At 68.3% G+C, this 14439-nt stretch carries 13 protein-coding genes and 1 pseudogene; 6 read left to right on the forward strand and 8 right to left on the reverse strand.

Features of this window, described 5'->3' with window-relative positions; genetic code table 11:
* Window positions 1-22: 22 nt before the first annotated feature.
* Window positions 23-1114, reverse strand: a complete 1092-nt coding sequence (locus D0D37_RS02870; RefSeq protein ID WP_116198922.1) for an NADH:flavin oxidoreductase/NADH oxidase — start codon at window positions 1112-1114, stop codon at window positions 23-25.
* Window positions 1115-1160: 46 nt separating this feature from the next.
* On the reverse strand, window positions 1161-1952 hold the full coding sequence (locus D0D37_RS02875) for an IclR family transcriptional regulator (protein WP_208719766.1): 792 nt from the start codon (window positions 1950-1952) through the stop codon (window positions 1161-1163).
* 56 nt (window positions 1953-2008) lie between these two features.
* Here D0D37_RS02875 and D0D37_RS02880 point away from each other — a divergent pair, with 56 nt between their 5' ends.
* Entirely contained in the window at window positions 2009-2899 is an 891-nt protein-coding gene (locus tag D0D37_RS02880; RefSeq protein WP_116198924.1) for a polysaccharide deacetylase family protein, read from the forward strand.
* Here the strand turns inward: D0D37_RS02880 and D0D37_RS02885 are convergent.
* A complete protein-coding gene (locus D0D37_RS02885) occupies window positions 2847-4058 on the reverse strand; it encodes an MFS transporter (RefSeq protein ID WP_116198925.1) in 1212 nt (403 codons plus the stop codon). The two genes, D0D37_RS02880 and D0D37_RS02885, sit on opposite strands and share 53 nt — an antisense overlap.
* 286 nt (window positions 4059-4344) lie before the next feature.
* Here D0D37_RS02885 and D0D37_RS02890 point away from each other — a divergent pair, with 286 nt between their 5' ends.
* Together D0D37_RS02890 and D0D37_RS02895 are read left to right on the forward strand one after the other, a co-directional pair.
* Window positions 4345-5673 carry a sensor histidine kinase gene (locus D0D37_RS02890; protein ID WP_116198926.1) on the forward strand — a complete coding sequence of 443 codons (1329 nt, stop codon included), beginning with the start codon at window positions 4345-4347 and terminating at the stop codon, window positions 5671-5673.
* Window positions 5674-5684: 11 nt separating this feature from the next.
* The gene (locus D0D37_RS02895; protein ID WP_116198927.1) at window positions 5685-6332 is read left to right on the forward strand and encodes a response regulator; all 648 of its coding nucleotides are present in this window, start codon (window positions 5685-5687) and stop codon (window positions 6330-6332) included.
* Between the two features lie 45 nt (window positions 6333-6377).
* Here D0D37_RS02895 and D0D37_RS02900 read toward each other — a convergent pair whose 3' ends face one another.
* Window positions 6378-8066, reverse strand: coding sequence for a 2-isopropylmalate synthase (locus D0D37_RS02900; RefSeq protein WP_116198928.1), 1689 nt, complete (start codon window positions 8064-8066; stop codon window positions 6378-6380).
* Window positions 8067-8271: 205 nt separating this feature from the next.
* Between D0D37_RS02900 and D0D37_RS02905 the strand changes: the two genes are divergently transcribed.
* Complete coding sequence (locus tag D0D37_RS02905; RefSeq protein WP_116198929.1) at window positions 8272-9201, forward strand: LysR family transcriptional regulator; 930 nt, start codon at window positions 8272-8274, stop codon at window positions 9199-9201.
* Here the strand turns inward: D0D37_RS02905 and D0D37_RS02910 are convergent, their stop codons facing one another.
* Together D0D37_RS02910 and D0D37_RS02915 are read right to left on the reverse strand one after the other, a co-directional pair.
* Entirely contained in the window at window positions 9202-9915 is a 714-nt protein-coding gene (locus tag D0D37_RS02910; protein WP_116198930.1) for a GNAT family N-acetyltransferase, read from the reverse strand.
* 72 nt (window positions 9916-9987) lie between these two features.
* The gene (locus D0D37_RS02915; protein ID WP_116198931.1) at window positions 9988-10719 is read right to left on the reverse strand and encodes a DUF2786 domain-containing protein; all 732 of its coding nucleotides are present in this window, start codon (window positions 10717-10719) and stop codon (window positions 9988-9990) included.
* Between the two features lie 135 nt (window positions 10720-10854).
* Between D0D37_RS02915 and D0D37_RS02920 the strand changes: the two genes are divergently transcribed.
* The gene (locus D0D37_RS02920; RefSeq protein WP_116198932.1) at window positions 10855-12288 is read left to right on the forward strand and encodes a phytoene desaturase family protein; all 1434 of its coding nucleotides are present in this window, start codon (window positions 10855-10857) and stop codon (window positions 12286-12288) included.
* 48 nt (window positions 12289-12336) lie between these two features.
* Here the strand turns inward: D0D37_RS02920 and D0D37_RS02925 are convergent.
* Together D0D37_RS02925 and D0D37_RS02930 are read right to left on the reverse strand one after the other, a co-directional pair.
* Window positions 12337-12477: pseudogene (locus tag D0D37_RS02925) on the reverse strand (histidine kinase); the annotation flags it as partial.
* Window positions 12478-12799: 322 nt separating this feature from the next.
* On the reverse strand, window positions 12800-13840 hold the full coding sequence (locus tag D0D37_RS02930; protein ID WP_116198933.1) for an epoxide hydrolase family protein: 1041 nt from the start codon (window positions 13838-13840) through the stop codon (window positions 12800-12802).
* Between the two features lie 37 nt (window positions 13841-13877).
* Here D0D37_RS02930 and D0D37_RS02935 point away from each other — a divergent pair, with 37 nt between their 5' ends.
* A complete protein-coding gene (locus D0D37_RS02935) occupies window positions 13878-14438 on the forward strand; it encodes a TetR/AcrR family transcriptional regulator (RefSeq protein ID WP_116198934.1) in 561 nt (186 codons plus the stop codon).
* Window position 14439 lies beyond the last annotated feature (1 nt).

The raw sequence follows: 14439 nt of genomic DNA on the forward strand, positions 1-14439 counted from the left end.
TGATCTTCCTCTTCCGGCGGTCTCAGAAAGCGCGCTGGTAGCGAACGGGCCAGGCTTCTGTGGACTGGTTTCGCAAGGCGAGGTACGGATCGCGCAGCAGCGAACGTCCCATGAGGACAGCGTCGGCCTTGCCCTCGCGGATGATCTGGCCTGCCGCGGACAGATCGGTGATCTGGCCGACCGGCGCGACCGCCAGCCCGGACGCTTCCTTGAGCGCGGCGGCGAAATCGACGTTCAACCCCTTCCGGTCCGGCGGCCGGGCACCCCGATCGCGCACGAGCACGCCGGAGGTGACGTCGAGGAGGTCGATCCCGATGGCTGCCAGTTCCTTGGCGAACTCGGCGGCGTCGTCGAGCGTGATGCTGTCCTCGACCCAGTCGGTGGCGGTGATGCGGACGAACACCGGCTTGTCCTCGGGGAATGCCTCTCGAACGGCTCGAGCAACGCGCAGCGGTAAGCGCATCCGGTTCTGCGGGCTCCCGCCGTACTCGTCGGTGCGGTGGTTGGCCAACGGGGAAAGGAACTGGTGCAGCAGATATCCGTGTCCGGCATGGATTTCGACGGCCTGGTAACCGGCCAGCTCGGCCATCCGGGTCGCGTGCGCGAAGTCCTCGACGACCTGGTCCAGGTCGGCCTCGGCGGCCTCTCGGGGCATCGACAGATCGCCGAACGGGATCGCCGACGGCGCGATCAGTTCCCAGCCGCCGTCGGCGACCGGCACCGGTCCGTTCTGCCCCTCGCCGACCCACGGGACCTGGTGCGATCCCTTGCGGCCGACGGCGTTCAGCTGCACCGCGGGCACCGCGCCGTGGCCGTCGACGAACGACGTCAGCTTCCGGTGCGCCAGCGCCTGTTCCTCGTTCCAGAGGCCGAGGTCGGCCGCCGTGCACCGGTTGTCCGGGCTGATCGCGGTGGCCTCGACCATGACCAGCCCGACGCCGCCGATCGCACGGGAGCCGTAATGCGCCAGGTGCCATTCGGTCGGCAGCCCGTCCGGGCCCGCCGCGTACTGCGCCATCGGGGACATCCAGACGCGGTTGCGGAAGGTGACGTCGCGCAAGCGCAACGGCGTCGTCTCCGGGAACTCCGCGCTGGACGCACTGAACTCACTCATGCCGTAATACGGTACGCCTCATTCCGCGCTGCGGCACACGTGGTGGTCAGCTGGTGGCCAGCAAACCGCTGACCTCGGCCGCTGCCGCCACGACCAGCGGCGCGAAGGTCTTCTCCTGCGCGCGGGTGTACCGCATGTCGGGAACGGCGAGGGTGATCGTCGCCACCGGCTCTCCGGCCGGGTTCGTGATGGCCGCGCCGATGGACGACACCTGCGGGCGGAACCACGACGAGGACCCGTTGAGCGCGTATCCGCGCTTCGCGGCCTGGGCGATGTCACGGCGAAGCGCGGCGAAATCCGGTGCCGGGGACTGGGCGAACTCGGGAAGTTCGTGGGTGAACAGCTCCTCGACCTCGGATTCGTCGAGCAGTGCCATGATCGCCGTGCCGCCGGAGGTGGCGAGCAACGGCACCCGGGTGCCGACGTCCAGTACGACTCGCACGATCTGGTCGGTGTCCTGGCTGGCGACGATGACGAGACTGTCGCCGTCGCGTTCGGCCAGCATGACGGTCTCGTTCGTCTCGGCGGCGAGCCGCTTGACGATCGGGTCGGCGACCTCTTTGAGATCCGGTTTCCCGCAGTCGCGCAAACCGAGCGCCAGCACCCTCGGTGCGACCCCCCAGCGCGCGTGTTCCTCGTCCACGACCTTGAGCCATCCCGCCTGCTGAAGCGTGATCAGCCCCCGCTGCACGGTGCTCTTCGGGATCTCTGTGCAGCGCGCCAGTTCGGAGACGCCGACCGGCTGTCGCTGGGCGACCTCCTCGAATACTCGCAGCGTGCTGAGGACGCTGTTCATCGACCGGACACCGGCCGGCTTGTCGGCCTCTTCGTCGTGCATGTGCCTCATCGTGGCACAGCGATACGATGAGGACTCGCGTCGCAGCGGGAGGAAGCATGACCGAACCGTGGCAGTGGAGCGAACAAACCTGGCGGGACCACGTCGCGCACGTGCGGGCCGGGCGGCCGTTGCGACCGGAATCCTGGCCGGGCGGGGCGCGGGTAGCGGTGGCGTTGTCGTTCGACTCCGACCACGAGACGCTCGCGCTTCGCGACGGCCAGGTGCTGCCTGGCAAGCTGTCGCAAGGGGAGTACGGCTCGCGCGTTGGAGTGCCGCGGGTGTTGAAGCTGCTTGAGCGGTTCGGGGTACCGTCGACCTTCTTCATGCCCGCGGTGTCGGCGTTGCTGCACGACGGCGAGCCCCAGTCCTATGTGGACGCCGGGCACGAGGTCGCGCTGCACGGCTGGATCCATGAAAGCAATGTTCAACTGCCGCCCTCGGCCGAACGTGATCTCACCTTCCGGGCCGCGGACACGCTGGAACGGCTCACCGGCACGCGGCCAGTCGGCATCCGCACCCCGTCCTGGGACTTTTCCGAAAGCACCCTCTCGATCATCCGCGAACTGGGCCTGGCATACGACTCGTCCTTGATGGCGGACAACGACTGTTACGAGATCCTCGCCGACGGCGAGCCGACCGGCGTGGTCGAGCTTCCGGTGGAATGGATCCGCGACGACGCACCGTATTTCACGATGAATCGCTTCGGCTCGCAGCGTCCGTATACCTCGCCGCGGGAAGTGCTGTCGATCTGGCGCGACGAGTTCGACCTAGCCCTTGCGGAGGGCGGCCTCTTCCAGCTCACCATGCATCCGCACGTCATCGGACATCGTTCCCGCATCGCGATTCTCACCGAGCTGTTGGAACACATCGCTGCGCAGGACGGGGTTTGGTTCGCTACGCACGCTCAAGTCGCCGGCTACGTTTCGGAAATCGCCGCCAGTGGATAGCCGCCACGACTATGCCGACGACTGCGGCTAAAGCTCCGGAAAGGACAAACGTCGTCCCCATTCCGACGGCGTCGATCACCGGTTGCGCGATCAGCGGGGACGAGAACTGGCCGAGGAACAACGCGGACGTCAGCAATCCGAGCGATCGGGTTCGCGTGCCAGGTGCTGCTGTCGAGACCAGCCAGCCGTTGACGGTCGGATTTTGCAGCCCGATGCCAAGCCCGACCACGACCATGCCGAGCGCGGCAGTCCACAATGCACCGGCGGTGCCGAGCACGACCAGTCCCACGGCGAACGCGGCGAACATCGCGATGGCCAGCATCGGGAAGGACCAGCGGGCGCGGAGGCGACGGAAGTTCAAGCCCGCCAAGGTCATCACCAGGTTGACCGCGGCGATCAAGGCTCCCGCCACGGCCGGTCCCGCGCCGCCGACTTCGGCCAGCCAGAACGGGGCTTGCGTCGGAACGGTGTAGAAGACCACGACGCCAATGAAGATCAGCGCGTACAACCCGAGCAGCCGTGGCTGCCACGGAGACGCGGCCGTGGTGGTGTCCGCCGGATCGACTGGCTGGACGGGCGCGTCCGGCACGAAGCGCAGCACAAGCAGCAGCATCGGAATCGCCAGCAGGTAGATCGCGAACGGCCCCCGCCAGTCCGCGGCGGCCAGCAAACCGCCGAGCAGCAGGGCGACGACGCCGCCGAAACCCATTGCCGCGCCTTGCAATCCGAGCACGCGGCCGTGTTCGTCGGAATGGTGGTGGTCAGCGATCAACGCGGTCGACGTGGTCATGATCCCGGCGATGCCGATCCCGAGCACGGCGCGTCCGACGAGCAACGCGGGCAAGGAATCCAGCAGCAGACCGGATCCGCCGCCGACGGTGTACAGGGCGAGGCAGCCGAGCAGCACCGGCACACGTCCGGTCCGGCCGCTCAGCTTGGCCAGCAACGGCGCGGACACCATGATCGCCAGCCCGGGCAACGTGAGAACCAACCGGACGAGAAGTTCCGCGTGCGGTTCGGCGGCGAAGTGCTGTTGCATGCCGGGCAGCGCCGGCGTGATGGTGGCGCTGGCCATGATGGTCATGGTGCTGACGCCGAGCAGCGTCGCCAGCAAGGACTTTGGTGGGCGCCGCACCCCGGCGTCAGTCGTTTCGGTCACGACGCCGAAGGTAGAACTTCAACCTAACTCGAAGTCAATGCCGCGATCGCGTGCTGGAAGTGGTCAGCGGTCGGAGCGGCGAGCCAGATCAGGGACGCGCCGTTGAGCACGGAGTGATACAGCTGCGCCAGTCCGTCCAGTTCGGACGCAGGAAGCCGCAGATGGATGGCACCGAGAATCTTCGTGAGCGCGTCGGTGCTCCGCCGCCTTGGTATGCCTAGCCCTACCTGCGAGACTACGGGTAAACCGATCGAAGCCGGACAGCGCGCTGGCTAATCTGGATCTCGTGGCTACCGTCTCTCCAACCGCGAAACCGCGCACCGTGCTGGATGCGTTGGCGCGTCGGACATTCCTGATTTCCTCCTGGCCGTGGCGAGCATTGCTGTACGGGCTCAGCACCGGTCCGATGACGCTGCTGTTCGGGCTGCCGTTCGGGTTCTGCCTGCTGCCGCTCGCGGTCCTGGTCAATCGGGTCGTGCACGGGCAGACCTCTGACCTGGCGCTCGTCGCGGTGTTTTCGGTGTTCGGGATGCTGCTGTTCCTGAGCGCGGGCCCGGCGTGGGCGGCGGTGGTGGCCGGGGTCGAACGGCAGCGGCTGCGCATGGTCGATCTCAATCCGGTGGCTGTCCCCTTTGCGTCCAGCGAACCGGGCTGGTGGCCCCGAATGCGGGCGCGGTACACCGAACCGGCGTCGTGGCGCGAACTCGGGTACGCGGTTCTGTTGTGCACCGCGATTCCCGCGTTGTACGCGGTGGCTGGCATGGTCACGTTGTTCGCTGTCGTTCTGGTGGCCAGTCCGCTGCTCGTCAACGTGAACGACACGATTTCCCTTGGCTTCACTGAGGTTTCCACTCCTGGAGGAGCTGTGCCGTTCGCACTGGCCGGGGTGGTGTTGCTCGTTCTGTCGGGCTATCTGCTGTCCGGATGCGCCGGCCTGCACGCGATGCTGGCCCGTGCGCTGCTCACCGACAGTGCCGCCGAGAAGCTTCGCGGCGAGCTGACCGAGGTGTCGCAATCACGCACGCGGCTGCTGTCGGCGTTCGACGCGGAACGCAAGCGCATCGAACGCGATCTGCACGACGGGGCGCAGCAGCGGCTGGTCGGGCTGAGCCTGCAGCTCGGGCTCGCGAAGGTCGATCTGCCGCCGGATTCGGAGGCGGCGAAGGCGGTGTCGGACGCGCATGATCAGGCCAAGAAGCTGATGGTCGAGCTGCGTGAGCTGATCAACGGGATCCATCCGCGGGCGCTCGCTGAACTTGGCTTGCCCGCCGCGTTGGAGGAACTCGCCGACGGTTGCGCGGTGCCGGTGACCGTTGATGTCGCGGTGCCTGCGCGGTTGCCAGAGTCGGTGGAATCCACCGCGTACTTCGTGGTGGCCGAGTCGCTGACCAATGTCGCCAAGCACTCCGCGGCCAGCTGCGCGTCGGTGACCGCCAGAATTGTCGGTCGGCTCCTTACTATTGAGGTATGGGACAACGGGGCTGGCGGTGCTGATCCGGCGCGCGGCACGGGGATCACCGGGTTGAGCGACCGCATCGCCGTGCTGGGCGGACGGATGTGGGTGAGCAGTCCGGTCGGCGGGCCGACCGTCGTCCGCGCGGAGTTGCCGTGCTGAGGGGAGAGTCGATGCGGGTCGTCCTCGCCGAGGACGAGGTGCTGCTGCGCGAGGGATTGTGCGGTTTGCTGGAACGGTTTGGTTTCGAGGTCGTCGCCGCGGTCGGCGATGCCGAGGCCCTGCACGCAGCCGTGCGCGACCACGATCCGGACCTGGTGCTCACCGACATCCGGATGCCGCCCGGACACTCGGACGAAGGGCTGCGCGCTGCGGTCGAGTTGCGGCGTACGCGGCCAGAGCTGGCCGTGGTGGTGCTGAGCCAGTACGTCGAACACCACCACGCGGCTGACCTGCTCGACTCCGCCGAGGGGCGCGGGGTCGGCTACCTGCTGAAGGACCGGGTGGTCGACGTCGAGGAATTCGTCGGGACGCTCCGCCAGGTCGTCGACGGCGGGACGGCGGTGGATCCGCAGGTCGTGCGCCAGTTGCTGCGGCGACGGGCCGACCCGCTAGCCCGGCTGTCGGCGCGGGAGCGGGAGGTCTTGTCGCTGATCGCCGAGGGGCATTCCAACGCCTCGATCGCCCGGCGGCTGGTGGTATCGGACGCCGCCGTGGGCAAGCACGTCGGGAGCATCCTGTCGAAACTCGACCTCCCGCCGACGGACGACGGAAACCGGCGAGTGCTGGCGGTGCTGGCGTTTCTTCGCGGTGGTGGTTGAAACGGTGCGAGCGCAGCACAGTCTGCGCTCGCACCGCTGCTGCGGTCAGGCGGCGTTCACCACTGCGGTCAGACTGGCCGCGAGTACGGAACGGTCGCGACCAGCTGTCCATTGTGTACCGCTGTCGGTGCGGTATTCCAGCAACGTCAACGCTTCGCTGTCGTTGCCGGAGCCGATGCTCGTTTGGTGCAGGGCCACGATGTCAACCTTCCGCCCGTGCTCGCCGAGCGCCGCGGTGAGCGCTTCGACCGGACCGGTTCCGGTGTGGGTGCTGGTGTGCTCGGCCCCGTCGACGCGCAGGGTGATGCTGGTGTGCTCGTCGGCCGAGTTTTCGAAGCGAGACAACGCGATCGCCGGGTTCGGCTGGAGGTAGGCCGCTTCGAAGAGCTGCCACAATTCGTTGGCGGTCACCTCGTGGCCGGAGTTGTCGGTGTGGTCTTGGACGCGGCGCGCGAAGTCCATCTGCAGCCGCCGCGGCAGCGTGATGCCGTACTCGCTTTCCATCAGATAGGCGATTCCGCCCTTGCCGGACTGCGAGTTCACCCGGATCACGGCGGCGTAGTCGCGACCGAGGTCAGCCGGGTCGATCGGCAGATACGGAACGCGCCAGTCCAGTTCGTGCGCGGGCACGCCGGTTTCCGCGGCACGCGCGTGATGTTCGGCGAAGCCCTTCTTGATCGCGTCCTGATGGGTGCCGCTGAACGCGGTGTGCACGAGGTCTCCGACGTACGGATGCCGCGCGTGGACCTCGATCCGGTTGCAGTACTCGACGATGCGGCGGATCTCGTCGATGTCCGAGAAGTCGATCATCGGGTCGACACCTTGCGCATGGAGGTTGAGCGCCAGCGTCGCCAGGTCGACGTTCCCGGTGCGTTCGCCGTTGCCGAAAATGCAGCCCTCGACGCGTTCGGCCCCGGCCAGCACGGCGAGTTCAGCGCACGCGACGCCGGTGCCGCGGTCGTTGTGCGGATGCACGGACAAGATCACCGAAGCGCGGCGGGCGAGGTTGCGGTGCATGTACTCGATCTGGTCGGCGTACACATTGGGCGTCGCGATCTCGACGGTGGCCGGGAGGTTCAGGATCACCGGGCGGTCCGGGCTCGCCTGCCACGTGTCGGTGACCGCGTCGCAGACCTCCAGCACGTAGTCGGGTTCTGTCAGGTTGAAGACCTCGGGAGAGAACTCGAAGCGGACGTTCGGCAGGTCGCCGGCCGCGCGCAGAACGTCGCGGGCGCCGTCGAGGATCAGTTCTTTCAGCGACGCCTGATCGTGGCCGAGGACTACCGTGCGCCAGGTCGGCGCGGTGGCGGTGTACAGGTGGATCACGACGTCGTTGCGGATGCCGCGGATGGACTCCACGGTGCGCTCGATCAGCTCGCGCCGCGCCGGGGTGAACACGACGATGGTGACGTCGTCCGGGGCCAGGTCGGTGTCCGCGAGCAGCCGGACGAAGTCGTAGTCGGTCTGCGAGGCGGACGGGTAGCCGACCTCGATCTCCTTGTACCCCATGGTGATCATCAGCTCGAAGAACCGGCGTTTGCGCGCCGGGTCCATCGGCTCGGCCAGCGCCTGGTTGCCGTCGCGCAGGTCGACCGGCACCCAGAGCGGGGCTTCAGTGATCCGGTTTCCGGGCCAGGCCCGGCCGGTGTTGGGGACGTCGACGCGCTGGTAGACGTCGCGGTAGCGGTGCGACGGCATGCGGGAGGCTCGCTGCCGGTTCCACACGGTGTTCATCTGCGGTCCTTCTCGGGAGGTCGGAAGCAGACCGGCGCGCGTGCTCGCCCCACGGCGGGGGGCCGGTCCGGTCAGGCCCCGCCGTGGCGGCGAAGGAGAAGGAAGCGCGTGAACATCGTGGCGGAGCGTAACACAACTCCTCAGACAAGTAGCGGGGTTGGGTTCAGTGTCCGCGGCGGTCGGCGCGAGCGCTTAGGATTGGCCCGTGGAGCTGGAATTCGTGCGGACCTTCGTCGCCGTCGTGGACGGGGGACAGTTCCAGGAAGCGGCCGCGGAGCTGGGGATCACGCAGCAGGCAGTGTCCAAACGCGTCGGGGCGCTGGAGCGCGAGCTAGGGGTGCAGTTGTTCACCCGGACCGCTCGCGGGGCCCGGCTGAGCAGCGACGGCGAGGCGTTTCTGCCGCACGCGCGAGTGCTGCTCGACGCGGAGAAACGCGCGCTCGCCGCGGTGCGTCCGGAGAAGCGCCCGCTGCGAGTGGACGTGCTGAACCGGCGGACCAAGTCGGCGCAACTGGCGCTGGGTTTCCACCGGGCGTTCCCTGAGGTGGAGCTGCAGGTGGTGACCACTGGCGCCGAGCTGAGCTTCGACGCCGCCGTTGCCGCGGTCGCGGCCGGTTCGGTCGACGCGGCGTTCCGCGGAGTGCCGAAGCGCGACCTGCCGGGCGGCGTGACCAGCGGAGTCGTGGACTACGACGCGCACGAACTGCTCGTCGGCCCGCGCCACCCGTTCGCCGACCTGCCGTCGGTGCCGATCGCGAAACTGGTCGGTCACCGGATCTGGATGCCGGGGCTGTCGGCGAGCACGGAATGGGGCGCGTACTACGCGGAGCTGTCCGAGGCGTTCGACCTGACCATCGACGTGTCCGGCCCGGTCTTCGGCAACGAAACGATGCTGGACGAACTCGCGATGTCACCGGATCTGTCGACCTTCGTGGGTGCTGGCTCGCGCTACTTCTGGCCGGACGAGTACGACCTCCGCCGAGTGCTGGTCGTTGACCCGACGCCGGTGTACCCGATGTCGCTGCTGTGGCGGCGGGAGCCCGCGCATCCGGATGTGCGGAAGCTGCGGGATTACCTGGTGACGGGGCCGGAGCCGGGGGACGGGGTTTGGCTGCCCAGCTGGGAACAGACGTAGTCAGAGCGGGTGTTCGTACCAGACGTTCGGCTCGACGTAGACGCCCAGATCTTGCTCCGTCGACGCGAGCACCGGTGCGATTCCGCCGGGCACGACGGTGTGTCCGTCTTCGAGGCGGACGCCGGTCCATTGCTCCCACTGCGCGAGCGTGCCGGTGACGGTCATCGCGAACGGCGCGATCTTCCGGAACTCCGCGCCGAGCCGCTCGTGACTGCGCAGCCACGGATCGGTGCCCCGGCCGAGACAGTCCACAATGGACTCCAGGGGTGGCTTGCCGGTCGGCCGCACCGGTACGACCAGCCGGGAAAGCCCGGCCCGGCGCGCTCGGTTCTTCAACTCGGCGAGTGCTTGTGCGGCGAGCCCTTGCCCGCGCGCGGATTCCGCGACGTAGACCTCCAGCGCGACAAGCGTGGTCGGCTCGCGGCCGTCGAGGTGGTCTTCGGCGGCCCAGACGAGAGCGCCGTCCCAGCCGTGGTCGGGCAGCTCGGCTCGTTCCGGGGTCGGGAAGACGACGGGTATCGCCGCTGCTCGCGCGACGGGAACGTTGTCGTCGAGGAGTACCAGGAAGAACTCGGGCCAGTGCGCGGCGAGCCGCTTCGAGCTGGCGAGCCCGGCGGTCAAGCCTTGGCCGAGGAACTCTCCGCCGACGAATCCCAGCTCGAGCGCGGGGATGCGCAGCTCCGGCCGGGTGACAAGGTCTTCGACGCGAATCATGCGTTCTCCCGTCGCTGCCCGGCACGCCTGTCCGTGAGGGTTCCCCTCACGGACCGGAAAGCGGCATCAAGGTCACCGCACGGGGAGTGCCGACCTGCGCCTTCCCAACGCCGCCGGGTCGAGATTCGCCCGGGTCCCGGCCCGATGCCCCTCCCGGTATCCCGACCCCGACAACCGCCGTGGGGCGGCCGAGCGCAGGTCTCCGTACTCGCGGTCGAAAGCCTGCTGTACCAACGCCGTCCGGTCCCGCACCACCAGCTCCGCCGACTTCCCGCCGGCGACATCGGTGTACGTCCGCGCGGCGTTCTCCTCCGCCACCGTCAGCCGCTCATGCACCGCCCGCGCGAAACCGTGCAGCCACGTCCGCCGGTAAGCCGCCAGCGATTCGCGGAACACCCGTTCCTCGGGACGCACCCGCGTGAGCTGTGTGCTCGCCTGCAGCAACAGGCTGGTGAACAGCAGCTCGACCCGCGCGAGGTCGGTGCGGAAGCCGAACACCGTGACCTCTTCGACCCCTTGGCCGATCCGGTGCAGCAAGGTCCGGCAGCGCAACGGGTACGCGATGCTGGTGAGCAGGCTGGCCTTGTCGCGGCTGTACGGATTGGAGATCGGCAGCTTCAGCACCGTGATGTCGTCGCCGCTTTGCCCGGACGCGGCGAGCATCGCGTTGTCGATCCCGTGCCGCGCGATCAGTTGCGCCGCTTTGGTGTTGTACAGCTCGGCTTCGGCGGGCGTGACGGCCGGGTCCTCGGCCTTGGCCAGCAGCTTCCGCACGCGCTCCAGCAACGTGTCGTGGTCGGGCATGACCCCCCTCTCCAGCAGGCGCGGCCCGTGCGGACCGGCATGGGGTGCACGGTAGGCGTGGGGTACGACAATATTCGATCAGATGTTCGGGAGTGACACTGGGCGCCGGGTTCGTCGCAGCCCTACGATCGGGACGTGTCTCCGCCCGTCACGCTGGACGTCGCGGTCGTCGGCTCGGGGCCGAACGGCTTGGCCGCGGCCGTCGTGCTCGCGCGGGCCGGGCTGTCGGTCGAGGTGTACGAGGCGGCGGCCGAGCCGGGCGGAGGGGCGCGGTCGAAGCGGTTGTTCGACTCCGACGTTATCCATGACATCTGCTCGGCGGTCCATCCGATGGCCGCGGCCTCGCCGTTTCTGCGGCAGTTCGATCTCGACCTCTGTCATCCCGAAATCCCGTACGCGCAGCCGATCGACGAGAAGACCACTGCCATCGCGTACCCGGATCTCGAGCGCACCTGTGCGCGGCTAGGAAGCGACGGTGCGAGGTGGCGGCGCTTCATGACGCCACTGATCGAGCACAGCACGGAGATCACCGACGTCCTCCTCGGCGACCTCCGCCACCCACCGCGTCCGCGTTCGGCCGCGTACATCGCGACGCGCGCTCTCGCGGCGACAGTGAATTCCTTCACGGGCAAGGAAGCAGCGGCGCTCATAGCTGGGATCGAGGCGCACGCGCTTGGCAAGCTGCCCTCACTCATCGGCGGCGGTATCGCGGTACTGCTGAGCCACCTCGCGCACACCACAGGTTGGCCGATTCCCCGCGGCGGTTCGCAACGCATCACTGACGCCCTCGTCGCGGACATCGAGGCACACGGTGGTCGCGTACGCACCAACGCGCGCGTCACCGACGTACGCGAGTTGGCGCACGCGCGCGCCGTGCTGCTGGACTTAGCGCCCAAAGGCGTACTGGACCTAGCCGGGCCACTCCTGCCGACGCCGTACCGCAGAGCGCTGGAGAAAGTCCGTTACGGACCGGCGGCGGCGAAGGTCGACTTCCTGGTCTCCGAGGCAATCCCCTGGCGCGAAAACGAACTCGCCCAAGCCGGAACTGTCCATATCGGAGGGACAAGAGCCGAGGTGCACGCGGCGGAAAACGCGGTAGCTGCCGGGAAGCGGGCAAGGGACCCGTTCGTCCTCCTCTCCCAGCCGATGGCCGCCGACCCGTCCCGCGGTCTCCCCGATAAGCAGCCGATCTGGGCGTATGCCCATGTCCCGCACGGAGATCCGCTCGATCCGACGGCCGCGATCATCCGCCGCATCGAACGCTTCGCGCCCGGCTTCCGCGACACGATCCTCGCCTCGCGCGCGATCCCAGCGAGCGATTTCGAGGCGTACAACGCCAATTACGTCGGCGGCGACATCGCTGCTGCTGCGGTCACCATGCGCCAGGTGCTGGGTCGGCCGGTCCTGCGCTGGGACCCGTACCGGACTCCGTTGCGCGGCGTCTACCTGTGCTCGGCCGCGACGCCACCCGGTCCGGGCGTGCACGGAATGGCTGGTCAGCACGCCGCGGAACGCGTGCTGCGCAACGAATTCGGCTACCGTCCCGGCCGGACCAATCCGGTTTCGTAAGCGACCACTACCGCCTGCGCCCGGCTCGTGGTGCGATGGCCGCAGCACGCTGAGCAGGCGGCGGAGTTCGTCCAGCGCCTCGGTGGTCGTGTCGAGCGCGCCGTGCAGGTTGGCCTGCGCGGAGATCACCGACAGGTGATGCGAGACGACGTCGTGCAGCTCGCGCGCGATGCGCAGCCGCTCTTCCACAGCCGCCAACTCGGCGCGTGCAAGGCGAGCCCGCGAAGGTGGACTGAGTGTCCAATGAGGACGCTCGCAAGACCCGCATCGCGCGCCCGAAGCTACCTTCCTGACCGGCGGTTTCCCAACTTCCTGCCGCAGTCGTGGCAGGCCGCCTACCGCCAGGATTTACCGGCGGCTGCGGCGAAGGGGGATTCCCAGGGAGGGAGCGAGCGGTTACGTTCGGTCCGAATGGTCATCCATTCCCGCTGTTCGGCGGAGAGCCGGGGGTGGGGAGGATGCCACGCCGGACGCGCGAAGTCGCAGCGGCGGCGCATCCGCAAGCTTTGTTTCAGCCGCCCAGTTTGACCGCGCGGCGTAAGTCATCGGCGTAGTCCTCAGGCTGTTCCCATGCTGCGAAGTGGCCGCCGGCAGGGTGTTTCACGTAATCGCTGATGTTCAGGAACGCCTCGGCGTAGCTTCGCGGCTCCGGTTTGAGGTCGTGCGGGAACACGGAGAGCACGGTGGGCGTCTCGATCCGGTCGGGGAGGGTGACGGGTTCGACGTAGGTGGCGAAAGAAGTGCCGATCGTGCCGGTGACCCAATAGGCGGTGACCCAGGTGAGAAGTTCGTCCGTAGTGAAGGCCGGACCGTCGGACCAGGACTCCAGTTTCTCGACGATCCACGCCGCGAGGCCGGCTGGCGAATCGCCGAGGGCGACGGCGAGCGTGTTCGGTCGCGTCGACTGCTCCGCGATGTACCCGCCTTCGGTCCGGAACCACTGCGCCGCTCGGCTGAGGTAGGCCGCCGCGTCGGGCGCGAGCTTCGCCGGGTCCGCGGTGAACGCGTGCTGCGGGGCGACGTTCGTGAGGTGCAGAGCAGCTACCCGGTCCGGGTGTTCGGCCGCGAGAAGTTCCGCGACGGTGCCGCCCACGTCGCCGCCGGACACCGTGTACCGCGAGTAGCCGAGTTCGTCGAGAGCGTCCGCGACGATTCCCGCGATCCGGTTGGCCGACATCCCCTGCATGGGCAGCGGAGCCGCGAACGGAAAGCCCGGCAGCGCGGGAACCACCACGTGCAGGTCCGTGAGCAACGGCAGGATGCGTTCGAAACGCAGCACCGAGTCCGGCCAGCCGTGCAACAGCACGATGACCGGGGCGTCGGGATCCGCGGACCGCTGGTGGATGACCCTCAGGTCGGCGTCTCCCGTCCGCACCGTCACCCAAGGGAACTCACCGATGCGGCGCTCGTGCTCGCCCCAGTCGTACCCGTTCGCCCAGCGTTCGAGCAGTTCGTCAAGGCGGGTACCGCTGATGCCGCGCGTCCCGTCGGCACTCCACGGCATCGTGACCCGCCGCGTCCGCTGGAGTCGTTCCCGCATCTCGTCGCTCATGTGTATCAGCGTACACATGATGTGTATGCTCGTACACATGACTGCTCGCGACGCGGCCGCCACCAGACAGCGAATCCTGGAGCACGCGCGACGCCAATTCGCCCAGCGCGGATACACCGCGATCACGGTCAAAGGCGTGGCCGACGCGGCCGGGGTGTCGCCGAACCTCATCACGCGTTACTTCGGCGGCAAGGACGGCCTTTTCTTAGCGGCGACCCAGGTGGAGATCCCGGTCTCCGACTCTTTCGACGGCGACCGTTCCGCACTGGGTTCACGCCTCGCGGCGAGCATCGTCCAGCGCTGGTTCGGTACCCCTGGGGAAGATCCGCTGCTCGTGCTGCAACGCGCGTCCGGCGAACGCCCGGAGGCGGCGGAGGCGCTGGCCGCCTTCCTCGACGCGAACTCGCTGGAGAAACTGCACCGCTACCTGCGCGACAGCGGCCTGGACGACGCGGACGCCCGCAGCCGAGCCGCGGCGATCGACGCCTTCGTGCTCGGCGTCTCGACCCGCCGCCGGGTCCTGCGTTCCGAACTCGGCGACCCCGCTGATCTCCAGGCCTGGCTGAGCACCACCATCCAACGCCTCGCCGACGGGTGAG

Origin of the sequence: Amycolatopsis circi (genome assembly GCF_003385235.1) — a bacterium.
Classification (GTDB): domain Bacteria; phylum Actinomycetota; class Actinomycetes; order Mycobacteriales; family Pseudonocardiaceae; genus Amycolatopsis; species Amycolatopsis circi.

Coding starts and splice junctions, on each gene's coding strand:
- D0D37_RS02895 (WP_116198927.1), top strand. CDS start 5,685: ATGCGGGTCGTCCTCGCCGAGGACGAGGTGCTGCTGCGCGAGGGATTG.
- D0D37_RS02900 (WP_116198928.1), bottom strand. CDS start 8,066: ATGAACACCGTGTGGAACCGGCAGCGAGCCTCCCGCATGCCGTCGCAC.
- D0D37_RS02880 (WP_116198924.1), top strand. CDS start 2,009: ATGACCGAACCGTGGCAGTGGAGCGAACAAACCTGGCGGGACCACGTC.
- D0D37_RS02910 (WP_116198930.1), bottom strand. CDS start 9,915: ATGATTCGCGTCGAAGACCTTGTCACCCGGCCGGAGCTGCGCATCCCC.
- D0D37_RS02875 (WP_208719766.1), bottom strand. CDS start 1,952: ATGCACGACGAAGAGGCCGACAAGCCGGCCGGTGTCCGGTCGATGAAC.
- D0D37_RS02930 (WP_116198933.1), bottom strand. CDS start 13,840: ATGAGCGACGAGATGCGGGAACGACTCCAGCGGACGCGGCGGGTCACG.
- D0D37_RS02915 (WP_116198931.1), bottom strand. CDS start 10,719: ATGCCCGACCACGACACGTTGCTGGAGCGCGTGCGGAAGCTGCTGGCC.
- D0D37_RS02935 (WP_116198934.1), top strand. CDS start 13,878: ATGACTGCTCGCGACGCGGCCGCCACCAGACAGCGAATCCTGGAGCAC.
- D0D37_RS02870 (WP_116198922.1), bottom strand. CDS start 1,114: ATGAGTGAGTTCAGTGCGTCCAGCGCGGAGTTCCCGGAGACGACGCCG.